This window comes from Allobosea caraganae, assembly GCF_003351345.1.
GTDB lineage: Bacteria > Pseudomonadota > Alphaproteobacteria > Rhizobiales > Beijerinckiaceae > Allobosea > Allobosea caraganae.
In genome coordinates this window covers 370152-386724 of record NZ_QQTO01000022.1, presented here as the reverse complement: position 1 = coordinate 386724, position 16573 = coordinate 370152, and the positions used below count along the sequence as shown (strand labels likewise).

The 16573-nt window shown below is 69.7% G+C and carries 11 protein-coding genes; 6 read left to right on the top strand and 5 right to left on the bottom strand.

From position 1 onward, the window contains the following. Positions 1-5: 5 nt before the first annotated feature. Positions 6-992: an adenosylcobinamide-phosphate synthase CbiB gene (cbiB, locus tag DWF00_RS18180; protein WP_114829167.1), complete on the bottom strand. Its 987-nt coding sequence runs from the start codon at positions 990-992 to the stop codon at positions 6-8. Positions 993-1027: 35 nt separating this feature from the next. Between cbiB and cobD the strand changes: the two genes are divergently transcribed. The 3 genes from cobD (at position 1028) to DWF00_RS29500 (ending at position 9146) form a co-directional block, all read left to right on the top strand. Next, a complete protein-coding gene (cobD, locus tag DWF00_RS18175; RefSeq protein ID WP_245974041.1) occupies positions 1028-2041 on the top strand; it encodes a threonine-phosphate decarboxylase CobD in 1014 nt (337 codons plus the stop codon). 80 nt (positions 2042-2121) lie between these two features. Beyond that, the gene (locus DWF00_RS18170) at positions 2122-3093 is read left to right on the top strand and encodes a D-2-hydroxyacid dehydrogenase (RefSeq protein WP_114829163.1); all 972 of its coding nucleotides are present in this window, start codon (positions 2122-2124) and stop codon (positions 3091-3093) included. Positions 3094-3314: 221 nt separating this feature from the next. After that, the gene (locus tag DWF00_RS29500; protein WP_181832620.1) at positions 3315-9146 is read left to right on the top strand and encodes an autotransporter-associated beta strand repeat-containing protein; all 5832 of its coding nucleotides are present in this window, start codon (positions 3315-3317) and stop codon (positions 9144-9146) included. A 367-nt stretch (positions 9147-9513) separates the two neighbouring features. Here DWF00_RS29500 and DWF00_RS18125 read toward each other — a convergent pair whose 3' ends face one another. From DWF00_RS18125 to exbB, 4 genes are all read right to left on the bottom strand, one after another. After that, a complete protein-coding gene (locus DWF00_RS18125) occupies positions 9514-11217 on the bottom strand; it encodes an ABC transporter ATP-binding protein (RefSeq protein ID WP_114829159.1) in 1704 nt (567 codons plus the stop codon). A gap of 182 nt (positions 11218-11399) precedes the next feature. After that, the gene (locus DWF00_RS18120) at positions 11400-12305 is read right to left on the bottom strand and encodes a TonB family protein (protein ID WP_114829157.1); all 906 of its coding nucleotides are present in this window, start codon (positions 12303-12305) and stop codon (positions 11400-11402) included. Beyond that, positions 12302-12766: a TonB system transport protein ExbD gene (exbD, locus tag DWF00_RS18115; protein ID WP_114829155.1), complete on the bottom strand. Its 465-nt coding sequence runs from the start codon at positions 12764-12766 to the stop codon at positions 12302-12304. Before exbD ends, DWF00_RS18120 begins: the two co-directional genes overlap by 4 nt. 3 nt (positions 12767-12769) lie before the next feature. Beyond that, entirely contained in the window at positions 12770-13798 is a 1029-nt protein-coding gene (exbB, locus tag DWF00_RS18110) for a tonB-system energizer ExbB (RefSeq protein WP_114829153.1), read from the bottom strand. Between the two features lie 330 nt (positions 13799-14128). Here exbB and DWF00_RS18105 point away from each other — a divergent pair, with 330 nt between their 5' ends. Genes DWF00_RS18105 through arsH form a run of 3 tightly spaced genes read left to right on the top strand, consistent with a single transcriptional unit; the run spans position 14129 to position 16475 of the window. Beyond that, entirely contained in the window at positions 14129-14461 is a 333-nt protein-coding gene (locus DWF00_RS18105) for an ArsR/SmtB family transcription factor (RefSeq protein ID WP_114829150.1), read from the top strand. Continuing rightward, entirely contained in the window at positions 14461-15678 is a 1218-nt protein-coding gene (locus DWF00_RS18100) for an MFS transporter (RefSeq protein ID WP_210208763.1), read from the top strand. Before DWF00_RS18105 ends, DWF00_RS18100 begins: the two co-directional genes overlap by 1 nt. Before the next feature lie 38 nt (positions 15679-15716). Beyond that, on the top strand, positions 15717-16475 hold the full coding sequence (arsH, locus tag DWF00_RS18095) for an arsenical resistance protein ArsH (RefSeq protein WP_114829144.1): 759 nt from the start codon (positions 15717-15719) through the stop codon (positions 16473-16475). Positions 16476-16573 lie beyond the last annotated feature (98 nt).

Sequence of the window (16573 nt, the reverse complement as noted above, 5' to 3'; positions counted from 1 at the left end):
CCCTGCTACAAGGCGATCACAATGGCTGTCCCCGCGCCCAGCCCGGCCAATCCCCACAACAGCCCACACGCCCGCCGATAAAGCCGTAGCGCCCTTCTGATATCGGCCGCGCCGGCCTCCGCCCGCCCATCGCCCATCCAGCCGTCCTCGACGCGGGTCTCGCCGTAGATGCGCGGCCCTGCCAGCCGCAGCCCCAGCGCTCCCGCCATCGCCGCCTCCGGCCAGCCGGCATTGGGCGAGCGGTGATAGCTGGCGTCGCGCCTCACCGCGCGCCAGGCATCGGCGGGGTTCGCATCCCGGTCGAGCGCGGCGGCCGCGACCAGCAGCAGTGCCGTCAGCCGCGAGGCCGGCAGGTTGACGAGGTCGTCGAGCCGCGCCGCCGCCCAGCCGAAGGCGAGGTGGCGCGGGGTCTTGTGGCCTATCATCGAATCCGCGGTGTTGACCGCCTTGTAGAGCGCCCCGCCCGGCAGCCCGCCGATGCCCAGCCAGAAGGCCGGCGCGACGATGCCATCCGAAAAATTCTCGGCCAGGCTCTCGATTGCGGCGCGCGCGACGCCGGCCTCGTCGAGGCTCTCGGGATTGCGGCCGACGATCATCGAGACCGCCTTGCGCCCCTCCGCGAGCCCACTGCTCTCCAGCCCCTCGGCGACACGGGCGACATGCTCGTGCAGGCTGCGCTGCGCCAGCAGGCTGGAGGCGACCAGCGCCAGCGGCAGCAGACCGAACGGCCCCAGCATCCGGCACAGAGTGGTCAGTGCGAGCGAGATGGCCAGCGTGATCGCCAACAGCAGGATCAGCGCCAGAACGCCCGCCGCCTTGCGCCGCGCGAGGCTGTCGCCCTCCCGGTTCAGCCCCCGATCCAACCGCGAAATCAGCGCGCCGATCCAGGTGACGGGATGGCCGATCCATGCGTACAAGCCCTGCGGATAGCCGCAGGCCGCCTCGATCACGAGCGCGGCTAACAGGAGCGGCAGGGTTTCGGACGGGCTCATGCGGGTGGAAAACGGTCTTGGCTGGAGGAAAGAACTTGGTTGAGGGTGAGGTCTGGCATGGCGGCGATCTGGCGACGGCGAAAGCGCTGTTTCCGGAGGCGCCCGAGCCCTGGATCGATCTCTCGACCGGGATCAACCCCATCCCGTACCCGGTTCCCGCGCTGCCGTTAAGCCTCTGGCAGCGCCTGCCGGGCAAGGCCGACGAGGCGGCGCTGCTGGCGGCGGCGCGAAAGGCCTATCGCGTGCCGGATGCGGCGGGCCTCGTCGCGGCGCCGGGCACGCAGATCCTGATCGAATTGCTGCCGCGCCTTGCAGAGGGGCCGGTGGCCGTGCTTGGCCCGACCTATGCGGAGCACGCCCTGGCCTGGCGCAAGGCCGGCGCTCCGGTGCGAGAGATCGCGGGCCTCGAAGAGATCGGCGACGCCAAAACTGTCGTGCTGGTCAACCCGAACAACCCCGATGGCCTGCTGATCGAGCGCGTCCGCCTCGCCACGCTGGCGCATGAGCTTGCCGCAAAAGGCGGCCTGCTCGTCATCGACGAGGCCTTCATCGACTTCACGCCGCAGGCCAGCCTGATCCCGGAGCTGCCGCCGGCGACGCTGGTGCTGCGCTCCTTCGGCAAGACTTATGGGCTCGCGGGTCTCAGGCTCGGCTTCGCGATCGGCGAGCTCCGCCTGACGGAGGCCCTGCGCGCCGCGCTCGGACCTTGGGCGGTGGCGGGGCCGGCGCTGCATGTCGGCGCGCTCGCGCTCGCTGATTCCGGTTGGCTGGCGGAGACGGCACAGGCCCGCACCCGCGACGCCGCCCGCCTCGACGCGCTGCTCGTGCCTCACGGCCGGATCGTCGGCGGCACCGCGCTCTACCGCCTGCTCGCCACCCCCGCTGCCCCCGCGCTCTTCGCCCATCTCGGCTGCAATGGCCTCTATGTCCGCCGCTTCCAGAACGATGCGAGTTGGCTGCGCTTCGGCCTGCCGGGCGATGAATCGGCGTGGCAACGGCTTGCCGCTGCCCTGGCCTCATTCGTGCCTGTGCCGGGCGGCGTCGCGTAGAGGCTGCATGCATCGGACGCGGAGACGGGACGGATTTCCGCCGATAAGCTCGCGATCAACGACAATCAGGGGACGACGGAATGAAGTCTTGGCCTAACGAGCGCGATCTGACGATCGGCTTCGCCCATGCCGCCTATCAGCTCGGCGCCGAATTCGCGACGCGCGGCCGGGCCGCCGCGAGCTTCGAGGTCCGCACGCTCGACGAGCTTAAGGCCCGCGCGCCCGAGGCCGATGTCATCGTCGTCTCCGGGCTCTGGCGCAACGAGCTGATCGCGACCTGCCCGAAGCTACGCTTCGTCCAGTCGATCAGCGCCGGCACCGACCAGTTCGACAAGCCGGCCTTCGCCGAGGCCGGCATCCGCCTCGCCAGCGCCCAGGGCGGCAACGAGCGCGCCGTCGCCGAGCACGCCATGGCGCTGATCCTCGGCCTTAACAGACAGATCCACCTCGCCCGCGACAATCAGGTCGCAAAATTCTGGCGGCCGATGATCGGCGAGCGCGGCAGGCGCGAGGACGAGCTCGGCGGCAAGACCTTGGTCATCGTCGGCCTCGGCCGCATCGGGCTCAGGCTCGCCGCGCTCGCCTCGGCCTTCGGCCTGCGCGTCATTGGCGTGCGCCGCCAGCCGCGGCGCGAGCCGAATGTCGACGTCGTCGTCACGCCCGACCATTTGCACGAGGTCCTGGCCGAGGCCGACCTGGTGGCGCTGACCTGCCCGCTGACGCCCGAGACGGAAGGGCTGATCGGCAAGGACGCGCTCGCCGCCATGCGTCCCGGCTCCTTCCTGATCAACGTCGCCCGCGGCCGCGTCGTCGACGAACAGGCGCTGCTGGCGGCTCTGGCCTCGGGCCATCTCGCGGGAGCAGGGCTCGACTGCTTCCACGACGAGCCGCTGCCGCCGGAATCGCCCTTCTGGACGCTGCCCAACGTGATCGCCACCCCGCACAGCGCCGGCGAGACCCGCGCTTACGAGACCAACGTGGTCGACATCCTCCTCGACAATCTCAGCCGCCTCTCGCGCGGCGAGGTAGTGCTGCGCAACCAGATCGTCTGAGTAAATCGCGCCCACCTGCCGCAAGTTGCCGAAAGGTCACGTTGCCAGCCTTTCGGCGGATTGCGAACGGCCATCAATTGGCGCGCGCCTGACCTTACGACATCATTCGCTTTGGGCTGGGATAACGAGCCGGCGTGGCGTGTTGATTCGTCATTGGGTCTGGCGCTCGTGATCTGCCTGCCCCGTCGAGCGCCGGTCCGCAGGGGCGTTTGGGGGCAGGTATGCATCATAGCGGGACGTTGGCAGTCGGGCGACTGAACGAGGCGCCGCGCCTTTCGGCCGGTCAGCGCGGGCGCCGCCCGCTGCTGTCGATGCGCGCGAGCCTGCTCGCCCTGATGATCGCGCTCGCGCCGGCCGCCGCCTTGGCCGACGGCTTCGCCACGGACACCGCCTCGCTGAACGCGCAGATCGCGGCGGCCAATGCCTCGGCGAGCGCCTACACGATCACCATCCAGAACGACATCACGCTGACCTCGGCGCTGGCGGCGATCAACAACGCCTCGGGCGCCCCCATCACCGTCAAGAGCGCTGACGGCAGCGCCTTCACCATCAACGGCAACAACGCCTTCCAGATCTTCACGGTCAATGGCGGCACGGCTTCCTTCGAGAACCTCACGCTCGCCAACGGCCTGGCGCGGGGCGCCAATGGTGCGATTGGGCAGGACGCCGGCATCAACGGCGGTGGTGGCGGCGGCGGCGGCCTCGGCGCGGGCGGCGGGCTGTTCGTTGCAGCCGGCGCGAGCGTCGACGTCGCGGGCGTGAGCTTTGCGGATAACCGCGCGGTTGGCGGAAGTGGCGGGGCCACGGTGTCCACGACTCTCAATGTCGGCGGTGCCGGCGGTGGCTTGAATGGTGCTTCAGGTGCCTCAGGCGGCCTGGCCAATGGCGGCGCGGGTGGTTCCGGCGGCTTCGGCGCTGGCGGCGGCGGCGGCGGCGGTAACAGTGGCGCCGCCGGAAACGGAGGCAGTGGCGGCTTTGGCGCTGGTGGCGGCGGTGCGGGCGGTGGTGCGCCGAACGGCGTTCGCGGCGCCGGCGGCACCGGAGGTGGAAACGGAGGCGATGCCGGAGCCTTTTCCTACGCGGGCGGCGGCGGTGGCGGGGCCGGCTTCGGTGGCGCGATCTTCGTCGATCAGGGCGGCTCGCTGACGCTGCGTGACACGGGAGTGAGCTCAAGCGATTTCGCGCATGCCGTGGCGGGCGGTGCGGGTGGTGGGGCCTTTTTGGGCAGCGCCGGCTCGGCCGCGGGGCAGGCGATCTACCTGCGCGGGACGACGGCGACGATCTCGGTCGACGCCGCGGTCTCGCCATCCGGCCTGACCTATGCCGGCACGATCAGCGGCGATGGCGGCCTCACCAAGCGGGGCAGCGGCCTGCTCGCGCTCAACGCGGCCAACACCTTCACCGGCGATTTCACGCTCGACGGCGGCACTGTTCGCGCCGGGAAGAGCAGCGCGCTCGGAACCGGCCTGCTGCTGGTCAAGAGCGGCACGCTCGAGATTGCGCCTAACCTCAGCATCGGCAACACCGCCGTCCTGGAGTCCGACTTCACCATCAATGTGGGCCCCGGCCTCGCCGCCCGCTATGCCGGCGACATCCTGGAAAGTTCCGGCGGCTCGTTCGGTATCGTCAAGACCGGCGTCGGCACGCTCGCGCTGAGCGGTGCCAACAACTATTCGGGCGCCACCATCGTCGAGGCCGGAACCTTGCTGATCCAGGCGGACGGCGCCTTGCCGCAGGCGACCGACGTGACGGTGAACGCCAGCGGAACCCTGCAAATCGAAGACGGGCCGATCAATCCCTGGATTGGGTCGCTGTCGGGGACCGGCAAGGTCGTGATCGGCATCGACGCCACCTTGACCGTCGGCGCCAACCCCGTCGCGACCGTTTTCTCCGGCGAGATCTCGGGCGAGGGCTCCCTGTCCATGGATGGGCCGGGGAAGCTCACCCTGACGGGCACGAGCAGCATCGGGGGCCTGCTCATCCTCTGCGGCTGTTCGAGCCCGACGCTGGAGGTCGACGGCGGCTCGCTCAGCGTCGGCGATCCGTCGGGCGGAAGCGGCGGCATCGTCGTGCAGGGCGGGACGCTGCGCGTCGTCAACGGCGGCACGCTGAACATGGTGGACCCGGCCGGATTCCTGATCGTCGAGTCCGCGGTGGAGGTCTCCGGAGCGAATTCGGCCCTGATCGTGGAGGGCTTCACCGCGATCGGCGCGTTCGATCCGAGCACCGTGACGATCAGCGCGGGCGGCGCGATCCACAGCAAGTCGGGAGCGGCGCTCGAGGGGGCCGGCCCCGCGCCGACCGTGACCGTGACCGGGGCAGGCTCGACCTGGACTGTCGATAACGGCCTGTTCGTCGGCGGCTTTTCCTTCGGCGGCAGCGGCGCTGTCGTGATCTCCGCCGGAGGCGTCGTCAACTCGACAGCGTTCACCTCGATCGGCGCCGATCCCGATCCCGCGCTCGGCCTTACCGCGAGCGTCACGGTGACCGGGGCAGGGTCCATATTGAACGCGGATAACGGCCTTCTGGTCGGCTACCCCGGCTGCGGCTGCGGCGACTATGCGGGCGTGCTCACCGTCGCCGATGGCGGCACGGTGAACGCCGCGGCTGGCATCGAGATCGGCACGCTCGGCACGCTCAACCTCGGCACCGGCGGGCTTGCCGGCTCGATCGTCACGCCGACGATCACCAATGACGGCGGCATCGTCGCCGACTTCACCGACAGCGCGACGCTGGCCGCCGATATCAGCGGCGTGGGAACGCTGACCAAGCAGGGCGCCGGCACGCTCGTCCTCAGCGGCGCCAACAGCTATACTGGCACGACCTTCCTCAACGGCGGCATCCTCAGCGTCGCCTCCGACGCCAATCTCGGCGATCCGTCGAGCACGCTCGCCATGAACGGCGGCGTGCTGCGCGTCACCGGCACGGGCCTCACCTCCCTCGGCGCCCGCCCGTTCAGCTTCGGCGCGGCCGGCGGCGGCTTCGACATCGCCGATGCCGGCAATACCTTCACGCTGACCCAGTCGCTCTCGGGAGCCGGCGGGTTGAGCAAGGCCGGCGCGGGCACGCTGGTGATGACGGGGCCTCAGAGCTATTCCGGCGCGACCAGCGTCACCGGCGGCATCCTGCGCGCCGGCGCGGCCAACGTCTTCTCGTCCAGCTCCGCCTTCGATATCGCGGCCGGCGCGCGGCTCGACCTGGCGGGCCTGGACCAGACCCTCGCCTCGCTCGCCGGCGCCGGTTCGGTCGATCTCGGCGCCGCCAGCCTGAGCGTCGGCGGTAACAACGCCTCGACGAGCTTCTCGGGCGTGATCGGCGGCACCGGCTCGCTGACCAAGCAGGGCACGGGCACGCTGACGCTGACTGGCGCAAATACCTATTCTGGCGGCACGAGGATTTCCGGCGGCACCTTGGTCGGCAATGCGGCGAGCCTCCAGGGGCCGATCGTGAACAACGCCGCGCTGGCCTTCGACCAGGCCGGGGCCGGGACATTCGTCGGCGTGATCTCCGGTACCGGCTCGCTGACCAAGCAGGGCGCCGGCGCGCTGACCCTGACCGACGCCAACACCTATTCGGGCGGCACGGTGATCGCTGATGGCACCTTGATTGGCAACACGGCGAGCCTCCAGGGGCCGATCGTGAACAACGCCGCGCTGGCCTTCGACCAGGCCGGGGCCGGGACATTCGTCGGCGTGATCTCCGGCACCGGCTCGCTGACCAAGCAGGGCGCCGGCGCGCTGACCCTGACCGGCGCCAACACCTATTCGGGCGGCACGGTGATCGCTGATGGCACCTTGATTGGCAACACGGCCAGCCTGCAGGGGCCGATCGAGAACAACGCTGCTCTTGCCTTCGATCAAGCGACGGACGGCACCTTCGCCGGCGTCATCTCCGGCACCGGCTCGTTGGCCAAGCAGGGCGCGGGCACGCTGACGCTGACCGGAACGAACCTCTATGCCGGGGCGACCGTCCTCAATGGCGGCGTCCTCCGGGTCGCATCAGATGCCAATCTCGGCGCCGCCTCGGGCGCCCTGGCCTTCGACGGCGGCACGCTGCGCATCGACGGGATCGGCTACAACCGGGCCAATCGGGCGATCGCCCTCGGCGCAGCCGGCGGCACTCTCGACGTCGCCAACTCGGCCAACAACTTCACGCTGACCCAGTCCATCACCGGCACCGGCGGCCTCTCGAAGGCGGGAGCCGGCTCGCTGACCCTGACCGGCGGGAACAGCTACTCCGGCGGCACCACGATCAGCGCCGGCACGCTGGTCGGCAACAGCACGAGCCTCCAGGGCGCCATCCTCAACAATGCGGCGCTGGTCTTCGATCAGGCTGCGGCCGGGACCTTCTCGGGCGCGATCTCGGGCACGGGCACGCTGGTCAAGCAGGGGGCTGGCAGCCTGAACCTCACCGGCACCAGCACGCTGAGCGGCCCGACCACCGTCTCGGCCGGCCTTCTCGCTGTGAACGGCTCGCTCGCCAATTCGGTGGTGACGCTGAGCGGCGGCACGCTCGGCGGCAGCGGCACGGTCGGCGGCATCAATGTCCAGAGCGGCACGGTCGCTCCCGGCAACTCGATCGGCACGCTGAACGTCGCCGGCAATGTCGGCTTCGGAGCCGGCACGGTCTATCGGGTCGAGCTCGACGGGACCGGCGCGAGCGACCGGATCGCGGCGACCGGCGCCGCCACGCTGAGCGGCGGCCAGGTCCAGGTCCTGGCGGCAACCGGGGCCTACGCGGACTCGACGCGCTACAGCATCCTGACCGCGCAGGGCGGGGTCAGCGGTCAGTTCGCCAGCGTCACCTCCGACCTCGCCTTCCTGACGCCGTTGCTGAGCTACGATCCCAACGCCGTCGTGCTGACCATGACGCGCAACGACACCGATTTCGGGCCGCAGCCGGGGCCGCGCGCCTTCGTCGCCGCCACCCGCAACCAGGCCGGCGCGGCCAATGCCGCGCAATCGCTCGGGACCGGCAACCGGCTCTACGACGCCTTGCTCGGCACCACCGCCGAACAGGCCCGCGCCGGCTTCGATCTGCTCTCCGGCGAGGCGCATGCGCAGGCCGTCTCGGTCGCGATCGAGGACAGCCATCTGGTGCGCGAGACCATCCTCAACCGGGCGCGCGCACCATTCGGCGCGGCAGCGTCCGGCGGCAGCGTCCAGGGCTCCTTCACGGCCGACCTGCCTGGGCACGCCGCGGTCACGGCCATGCCGGCGCCGGCCTTCGAGACGCGGCGCTTCACGATTTGGGGCGAGGCCATTGGCGCGCAGGGCTCGACCGACCGCGACGGCAACGCTGCCTCGATGAGCCGGCGCGGTGGCGGCATGCTGCTCGGCGCCGAGCTGGAGCAGGGGCAATGGCGCCTCGGCGTTGCCGGCGGCTATACCAAGACCGATTTCGACCTCGATGCGCGTCGCTCGGATGGCGACGTGTCGAGCGTCCATGGCGCGCTCTACGGTGGGGCGCGCTTCGGCGCGATCGCGCTCCGGGCCGGCGCCGCCTATGCCTGGAACGATGTCGACGTGAAGCGCAGCGTCGGCTTCCCCGGCTTCGCGGACTACCTGCGCCTCGACGGCCGCAGCGCGACCGCGCAGGCCTTCGCCGAGATCGGCTATGGCATGACGCTTGGCCCGGTGGCGCTCGAGCCCTTCGCGCAGATCGCGGCGGTCACCATTCGCACCGAGCGCGAGGCCGAGCAGGGTGGGGCGGCGGCGCTTACGGTGCTCGCCCGCGACCAGAGCCTCGGCTTCACCACGCTCGGCCTGCGCGCCGAGATGCAGCTCGGGGCGCTGCCGCTGGTGGCGCGCGGCATGCTCGGCTGGCGCTACGCTTTCGGCGATACGACGCCGGCGGCCGATCTCGCCTTCGTCAGCGGCGGCCTGCCGTTCCGCAGCTACGCCACGCCGATCGCGCGCAACGCGCTGCTGGCCGAGGCGGGGCTGGCCTGGAAGGTCTCGAACGCGGCGACGCTGGGCGTCAGCTACAGCGCCGCGATCAGCGACAAGGCGCGCGATCAGGCGCTCAGGGGCCGGATCGACATCGCCTTCTGAACGCCAAGCCTCAGATCATCCCGAAGGATCCGCGGGGAACCCTCTCCCGCTTCGAAGTCGGGTCTACCCGACTTCGACACTCGGAGTTCTGATCTTGGGCAAGCCCGAGATCAGTGAGGGGGCAGGGTGAGGGCCGGACGCCAGACGCTGCTGCTGTACCCTTCCCGTCATGGTCGTCCTCGGGCTTGACCCGAGGATCATCCCGACCATCCACGTCTTTGCCACGTTGCGGCAGCGTTGCCGTTGCAAGGCGTGGATGCTCGGCACAAGGCCGAGCATGACGGCGGTAACTGGATTGACGGCAGGCCCTCATCCGCCTCTGCCGGGGCACCTTCTCCCATCGGGGAGAAGGGAAGCTCGCCCCGTCCTACGCCTCGTGCAGCCGCCGATAGATTCCGTCCGCCTTGACCAGCTCGGCATGGCTGCCCTGCTCGGCGATGCCGGTGGTGTCGACCACGACGATGCGGTCGGCGTCGCGGATCGTTGCGAGGCGGTGCGCGATCATCAGCGTGGTGCGGCCCTGCGACAGCTCCGAGAGCGATTGCTGGATGGCGCGCTCGGTCTGCGTGTCCAGCGCCGAGGTCGCCTCGTCGAGGATCAGGATCGGCGGGTTCTTCAGGAAGATGCGGGCGATGGCGAGGCGCTGCTTCTGGCCGCCGGAGAGCTTGACGCCGCGCTCGCCGATGATCGTGTCGAGCCCGTCGGGCAGCGCCGCGATGACCTCGTCGAGCCGGGCGCGCCGGGCCGCCTCAACGATCTCGTCTTCATCAGCCTCCAGCCGGCCATAGGCGATGTTCTCGCGCATCGTGCCCGCGAAGAGGAAGACGTCCTGCTGCACGATGCCGATCTGCCCGCGCAGCGACGCCAGCGTCATCTCGCGGATGTCGATGCCGTCGATGGTGATGCGCCCGCCCGTCACCTCGTAGAAGCGCGGCAGCAGCGAGCAGATCGTGGTCTTGCCGGCGCCTGACGGGCCGACGAAGGCGATGGTCTCGCCCGGCTTGATCGTCAGGTCGATGCCGGCCAGCACCGGCCGGCCGGTCTGGTAGGAGAAGGCGACCTTCTCATAGGCGATCTCGCCCCGCAGCCGCGGCACGGACTGCGCGCCCGGCCGGTCGGCGATATCCGGCTCGGTGTCGAGGAACTCGGTATAGCGGCGGAAGCCGGCAATGCCCTTCGGATAGGTCTCGATCACCGAGTTGATCTTCTCGATCGGCCGGAAGAACACGGTGATCAGCAGCAGGAAGCCGACGAAACCGCCCTGGCTCAGGGAGCCCGCGATGACGAAATAGCTGCCGGCGACCATCACCACCATCTGGGTCAGGCGCATGCTGAGATAGCTCAGCGAGGTCGTGGCGGCCATGATCCGGTAGGCGTCGAGCTTGGTCCGGCGGTAGTTCTGGTTGTCGTCGGCGAAGAGCCGGCGCTCGTGCTCCTCGTTGGCGAAGGCCTGCACGACGCGGATGCCGCCGACATTCTCCTCGATCCTGGCATTGAAGCTGCCGACGCGGCCGAAGAGCTGCTGCCAGTTCTGCGTCATGCGGCCGCCATAGCGGCTGGTCAGCCAGCCGGTCAGCGGCACGATCGCGGCGGTGATCAGGGCGAGCTCGACGCTGACCGTGAACATCAGCGCGAAGGCGCCGAGCAGGGTCATGATCGCGATGAAGAGGTCTTCCGGCCCGTGATGCGCGACCTCGCCGATCTCCTCCAGGTCCTTGGTCAGCCGGGCGACGAGATGGCCGGTCTTCTGGTTGTCGAAATAGCTGAAGGAGAGCTTCTGCAGGTGGTCGAAGGCCTTGCGGCGCATCTCGGTCTCGATGTTGATGCCGAGCATGTGGCCCCAATAGGTCACGATCGCCATCAGCCCGCCATTGGTCAGGTAGATCACGACCAGCCCGGCGGCGCAGGCGAGGATCAGCCCCCAGTTCTGGCTGGGCAGCAGCTGGTCGATGAACAGCTTGACCGCGATCGGGAAGGCGAGCTCGAGCAGGCCCGACAGCACCGCGCAGGAGAAATCCAGCGCGAACAGCCCGCGATGCGGCGCGTAATAGGCGAAGAAGCGGCGAAGCATGGGTCCGATGTCTCGTCTCGTCCGGCGCGGCCGGCACGAACGGCGTTTCAGCCTTCTATAGGCAGGGCGACGCCCGCGCGAAATGCCCTTGCGCGCATGGCCCGGCATTCTACCGGCTGGTGTGGCTTAACGGCGGCGCTGCGCCCGCAACGACGCGTTGGCCGAAGCCGGGCCTAGGTTGCTCAGGGTGTGAAGCGCACGGGGATCGTCAGGGCGATCGTGCCGCGGCCGGCCGGCGGCGCCGGGACGGGGTTCGCGCGCTGAAGGATCGCCAGCGCCGCCGCATCGAGCTCCGCATCCCCGGAACTCCTGGCCAGGCGCGCGACGAGCATCTGGCCGCCGCGGTCGACGCTGAAGGCGATGGGGACGATGACCACGGATGGGACCCGCCGCTGAACCTGCCTGGCGAAGCGGCTGATATGGGCGCTGACCCTGCCGCGCCAGGCCGCCATTTCGTCGGGCGTCGCCTCGGCCCGTCCGAGCGAGGCGATGGCGGAGGACGGTGCTGCGGCCGCGGCCGCCGAAGGCGGCGGCGCGGCGGCCTGCTCCATCTTCGGCTTCTGCCGCTCGACCGGCTTGCGGCGCTCGACCAGCTTGGGCTTCGGCTTGGGCGGCACCGGCTTACGCTCGACCACCTTCGGCTTCTCGATCTTGGGCGGCGGGGGCGGCGCCAGCACGGCGGCGGGCTCTGGCAGCTGCGGCAGTTCCGGCAGCTTGATCTCGGGCTCTGGCAACTTCACCGGCTCGGGCTCGGGTTCCGGCACAGGCTCGGGCGGCGGCGGTTCCGGCTCCTTGACCGGTTCGGGCTCGGGCTCCGGGGGAGTCGGCTCCGGCTCGGTCTCGGTCGGCTGCGGCGCCGGCGGCAGCTCGCTCGGCGCCGATTCGGGCGCGACCGAGACGGCGGCGAGCTCGATCATCACGGCGGGCTCGGGCGCTCCGGCGGCAGCCTCGTTCGGGCGCCAGCTCAGCGCAAACCAGGCCAGGCTGCCATGGGCAGAGATCACGACCAGCGCGGCCATGGCCCAGCGCAGCAGCGCCGGCCAGAGGCGCCGGGGCGCCGGTTCCGCGTCGAGGGGTCCAAAGCTCATGGCCGCGCCCCGGCGGCAGGGGCGGGAGCAGCATTGCCCTGGCCGGTATCCTCGATGCCGACCAGCGCGATCTTGAGGTAGCCGGCATTGCGCAGGAGGTTCATCACCTCCATCAGGTCGCGATAGGCCACAGCGCCGTCGGCGCGCAGGAAGACGCGCTGCTCGCGGTCGTTGGCGGTCTGCCGGTCGAGCACCGCCTGCAGCGCCTCGCGCGGCACGCCGTCATTGCCGAGCGCGAGCGAGAGGTCGCCCTTCACGGTCAGGAACACCGGCTTGTCGGGTCGCGGCTGCGGCCGCGCGTTCGAGACCGGCAGGTCGACTGCGACATCCACCGTCGAGAGCGGCGCCGCGACCATGAAGATAATCAGCAGCACCAGGATGACGTCGATGAAGGGGGTGACGTTGATGTCGGCGACTTCGCTGAGATCGCCATCCTGCGGGTCCTTGAGCGAGACGGCCATGGCTCACTCCGCCGGCATCAGCCGCGGCATGGCGACCGGCTGCGCGGGACGTTGCGTGGCGGTGCGATGGGCCCGCTCCAGGTCGCGCGAGAGATGGCGCAGCACCTCGCCGGAGGCATCCGAGAGCACGGCGCGATAGCCGGTGATGGCGCGGGCGAAGACGTTGTAGATGATCACGGCCGGGATGGCGGCAATGAGCCCGATCGCGGTCGCCAGCAGCGCCTCGGCGATGCCGGGCGCGACGACGGCGAGGTTCGTGGTCTTCGACTGCGAGATGCCGATGAACGAGTTCATGATGCCCCAGACCGTGCCGAACAGGCCGACGAAGGGCGCGGTCGAGCCGATCGTGGCGAGCAGGCCGGTGCCGCGCGCCATGCTGCGGCCGGCCCGCGCCTCGATGCGCGACAGGGCGATCGCGACGCGCTCCTTGATGCCGTCCTCCGAGAGGTCGGCCGAGCGCGCGGTCTCGCGCCGGGCGGCTTCGACCAGGTCCGCGACCGGGCCGCGCCTGGTGCGGTGGACCGTGATCAGCTCCGCCGCGGCCTCCAGGCTCTCGGATTTTTCGAGCCAGCGCGCCGATTGCGTGGCCCGCGACTTCGCCGACATCAGCTCGATCGCCTTGGCGAGCCAGATCGTCCAGGTCACCAGCGAGGCGAAGGCGAGGCCGAGCATCACCGCCTTCACGACGATGTCGGCCGCCATGAACATGCCCCAGGGCGACAGGTCATGCGGCAGGCCGGTGGTGATGGCGGGCGCGGGGCCGGCGGCTGGAACTGGCCCCGGCGCTGCGGCGGCGAGGCCGACATCGGGTGCGGGCGCGGCAGCGGCGGGCGGCGAAACGGGAGCGCTGGGCGCCGGCGGTGCGGTCAGCGCCGGGGCAGGTTGCGCGCTCGGCTGCGGCGCCGGCTGGGCGATGACCGAGGCCGACGAGAGGATCAGCGCGATGGCCGGCACCAGCAGCCGCAAGGCGAGGCGGCTCGCTTCGGCTCTGACCGAAGCACGGTCGCGATGAGCATTGTCCCTGTCAGTCATTCCGGTGAGCTCTCTGTCCCGCGTAGTCAGATGAGATCTGGATTTGCCAAGCATTCGAACAGATTAGTCTTTCTTTAGAAAAAATCTAAACTGATCAAATCCCATCTTCGCGTTACTGGCGAGTCGAGGGGCGGTTGTCAAAGCGAAACATCGCTCTCGCGATGACGTGACGCTATTGTTTCCCTGCAAGAGATGCATGCGGTGTGACCCCGGTATGAGCTTGGCGGCCGAACCCGGACAGGCGATCCGGCGCCGGCGTGGTCGATTAATATTTCCAATATTCCGGAAATATCGATTGACTGGCGGCGACAGGCCAGGAATCCTGAGCGCATGCAAACCGATGACGCCGCCGCGAAGCTCGAAGCCCTGGGCAACCCGACCCGGCTCGCGCTCTACCGCCTGCTGGTGCGGGCCGGGCACCCCGGTCTCCCGGTCGGCCGATGCCAGCAGCGCCTCGGCATCGCTGCCTCGACCCTGTCGCATCACCTGAAGACGCTGATCATTGTCGGGCTGGTGAGCCAGGAGCGCGATGGCACCACGCTGATCTGCAGGGCGAATTTCGGGATGATGGGCGAACTCGTCGACTTCCTCGTGGCGGAATGCTGCATGGATGGCGCCTGCGCCGCGAACGGCCCCGCAGCGAGAGAGGTTCTCCAAGCCTGATGCCCGACGTGTCTTTTCCCGCGCCCGCAGGCGGACGCGGGTGGTCCCTCATCCTCGCCCTCGGCATCACCCAGGTCATCGGCTACGGCACACTCTACTATGCCTTCGCCGTGCTGGCTCCCCGCCTGACCGCGAGCTTCGGCTGGGCGCCGGAATGGACCTATGGCGGCTTCGCGGCGGGGCTCCTGATCGGCGGCGCGGTTGCCCCCTTCACCGGCCGGATGATCGACCGCTACGGCACGCGGCTGGTGATGACGCTCGGCTCCGCGCTGGCCGGGCTGTCATTGCTGGCCCTGGCCGAGGCGCGCGGCCCGGTGAGCTACTTCGTCGCGATGATCGCGGTCGAGATCGTCTCGACCATGGTGTTCTACGACGCCGCCTTCGCTGCCCTGACCCAGGCGCGTGGAGCCGGCGCGCGGCGCGCCATCAGCCAGCTCACCCTGATCGGCGGCTTCGCTTCGACCCTGTTCTGGCCGCTGACCACGACGCTGCTCGCCTGGCTGGATTGGCGCGGCATCTATCGCGCCTACGGGGTGCTGCAACTCGTGCTCTGCGTGCCCTTGCATCTTGTCCTGCTGCCGGGCCGGGTCAACCGCGCGCCCGAGATGCCGAAGCCGGACGGCGCCGCCCCAGTCCTGGCCGCCACCTATCTCGAAGGCGAGGCGCGCCGCAGCGCCTTCATCCTGCTCGCCTTCGCCTTCTCGCTGCAGGGCTTCGTCGTCTCGGCGATGTCGATCCACCTGCTGACGATGTTGCAGGGGCTCGGCCTGAGCGCGGCGGTCGCGGTCACGATCGGCGCCATGGTCGGCCCGTCGCAGGTCGCCGGGCGGCTGGTCGAGATGCTGTTCGGCAAGAACGTCTCGCCGGTCACCACCGCCTGGCTCTCGGCCCTGCTGATGCCGCTCGGCTTCCTCCTGCTGATGCTCGGCAGCACGACGGCGACGCTCGCCGGTCTCTTCGCCATCGCCTATGGCATCAGCATGGGGCTGGGCTCGATCGTGCGCGGCACCGTGCCGCTCCAGCTCTTCGGCCCGGTCGGCTACGGCGCCATGCTCGGCAAGCTCTCGGCGCCGGGGCTCGTCATCAAGGCAGCCGCCCCGCTCGCCTTCGCCATGCTGATCGAGCGCGCCGGGCTGATGCCGGGCAACGCACTCATGGTCGCGCTCTCGGCGCTGGCCGCCTCCGCCCTGTTCCTGCTGGCGCGCAAGGTCCGCTGAGCCGGCGCCGGCTCCGTCATCATCAAGCGAGTTCCGTCATGCGGCTGCGCGACCTGCCCGATCCAGCGACTTTTCCGGCGTTGAAGCCGGAGCACCTCATGTTGCGCCCGGCTGGGAACCTGCCCGATCCACCCGGCCATCCCCCGCGCATCCTGCTGCTCTACGGCTCCCTGCGCGAGCGCTCCTTCTCGCGGTTCGCCACCGAGGAGGCGGCGCGGCTGCTCACGCTGTTCGGCGCCGAGGCGCGCATCTTCGACCCCTCCGACCTGCCGCTGCCCGACCAGGTCAAGGGCGACGACCATCCGGCCGTCAGGGAATTGCGCGAGCTCTCGATCTGGTCTGAGGGGCAGGTCTGGTGCAGCCCCGAGCGCCATGGCCAGATCACCGGCCTGATGAAGGCGCAGATCGACCATCTGCCGCTCGAGATGGGCGGCATCCGCCCGACGCAGGGGCGTACGCTCGCGGTGATGCAGGTCTCAGGCGGCTCGCAATCCTTCAACGCGGTCAATACGCTGCGCCTGCTCGGGCGTTGGATGCGCATGGTCACCATCCCCAACCAGTCGAGCATCGCCATGGCCTACAAGGAGTTCGACGAGGCCGGGCGGATGAGGCCGTCATCCTACTATGACCGCATCGTCGACGTGATGGAGGAACTGGTCCGCTTCACCATCCTGCTGCGGCCGCATGCGGCGGCGCTGGTCGAGCGCTATTCCGAGCGCAAGCAGAAACAGATCGTCGTCGATCCGGCGGCGGACCTGTCCGCCATCGCCACCGCGCATCAGCACCGGACTGTTTGACCGGCGCGGCAAGCTGCCTAGAGCATCGGACCGAAAAGTGGAATCCGGTTTTCGGAAAGATCCGATGCAATAACAAAAGCCTAGATCGCCACATTGCG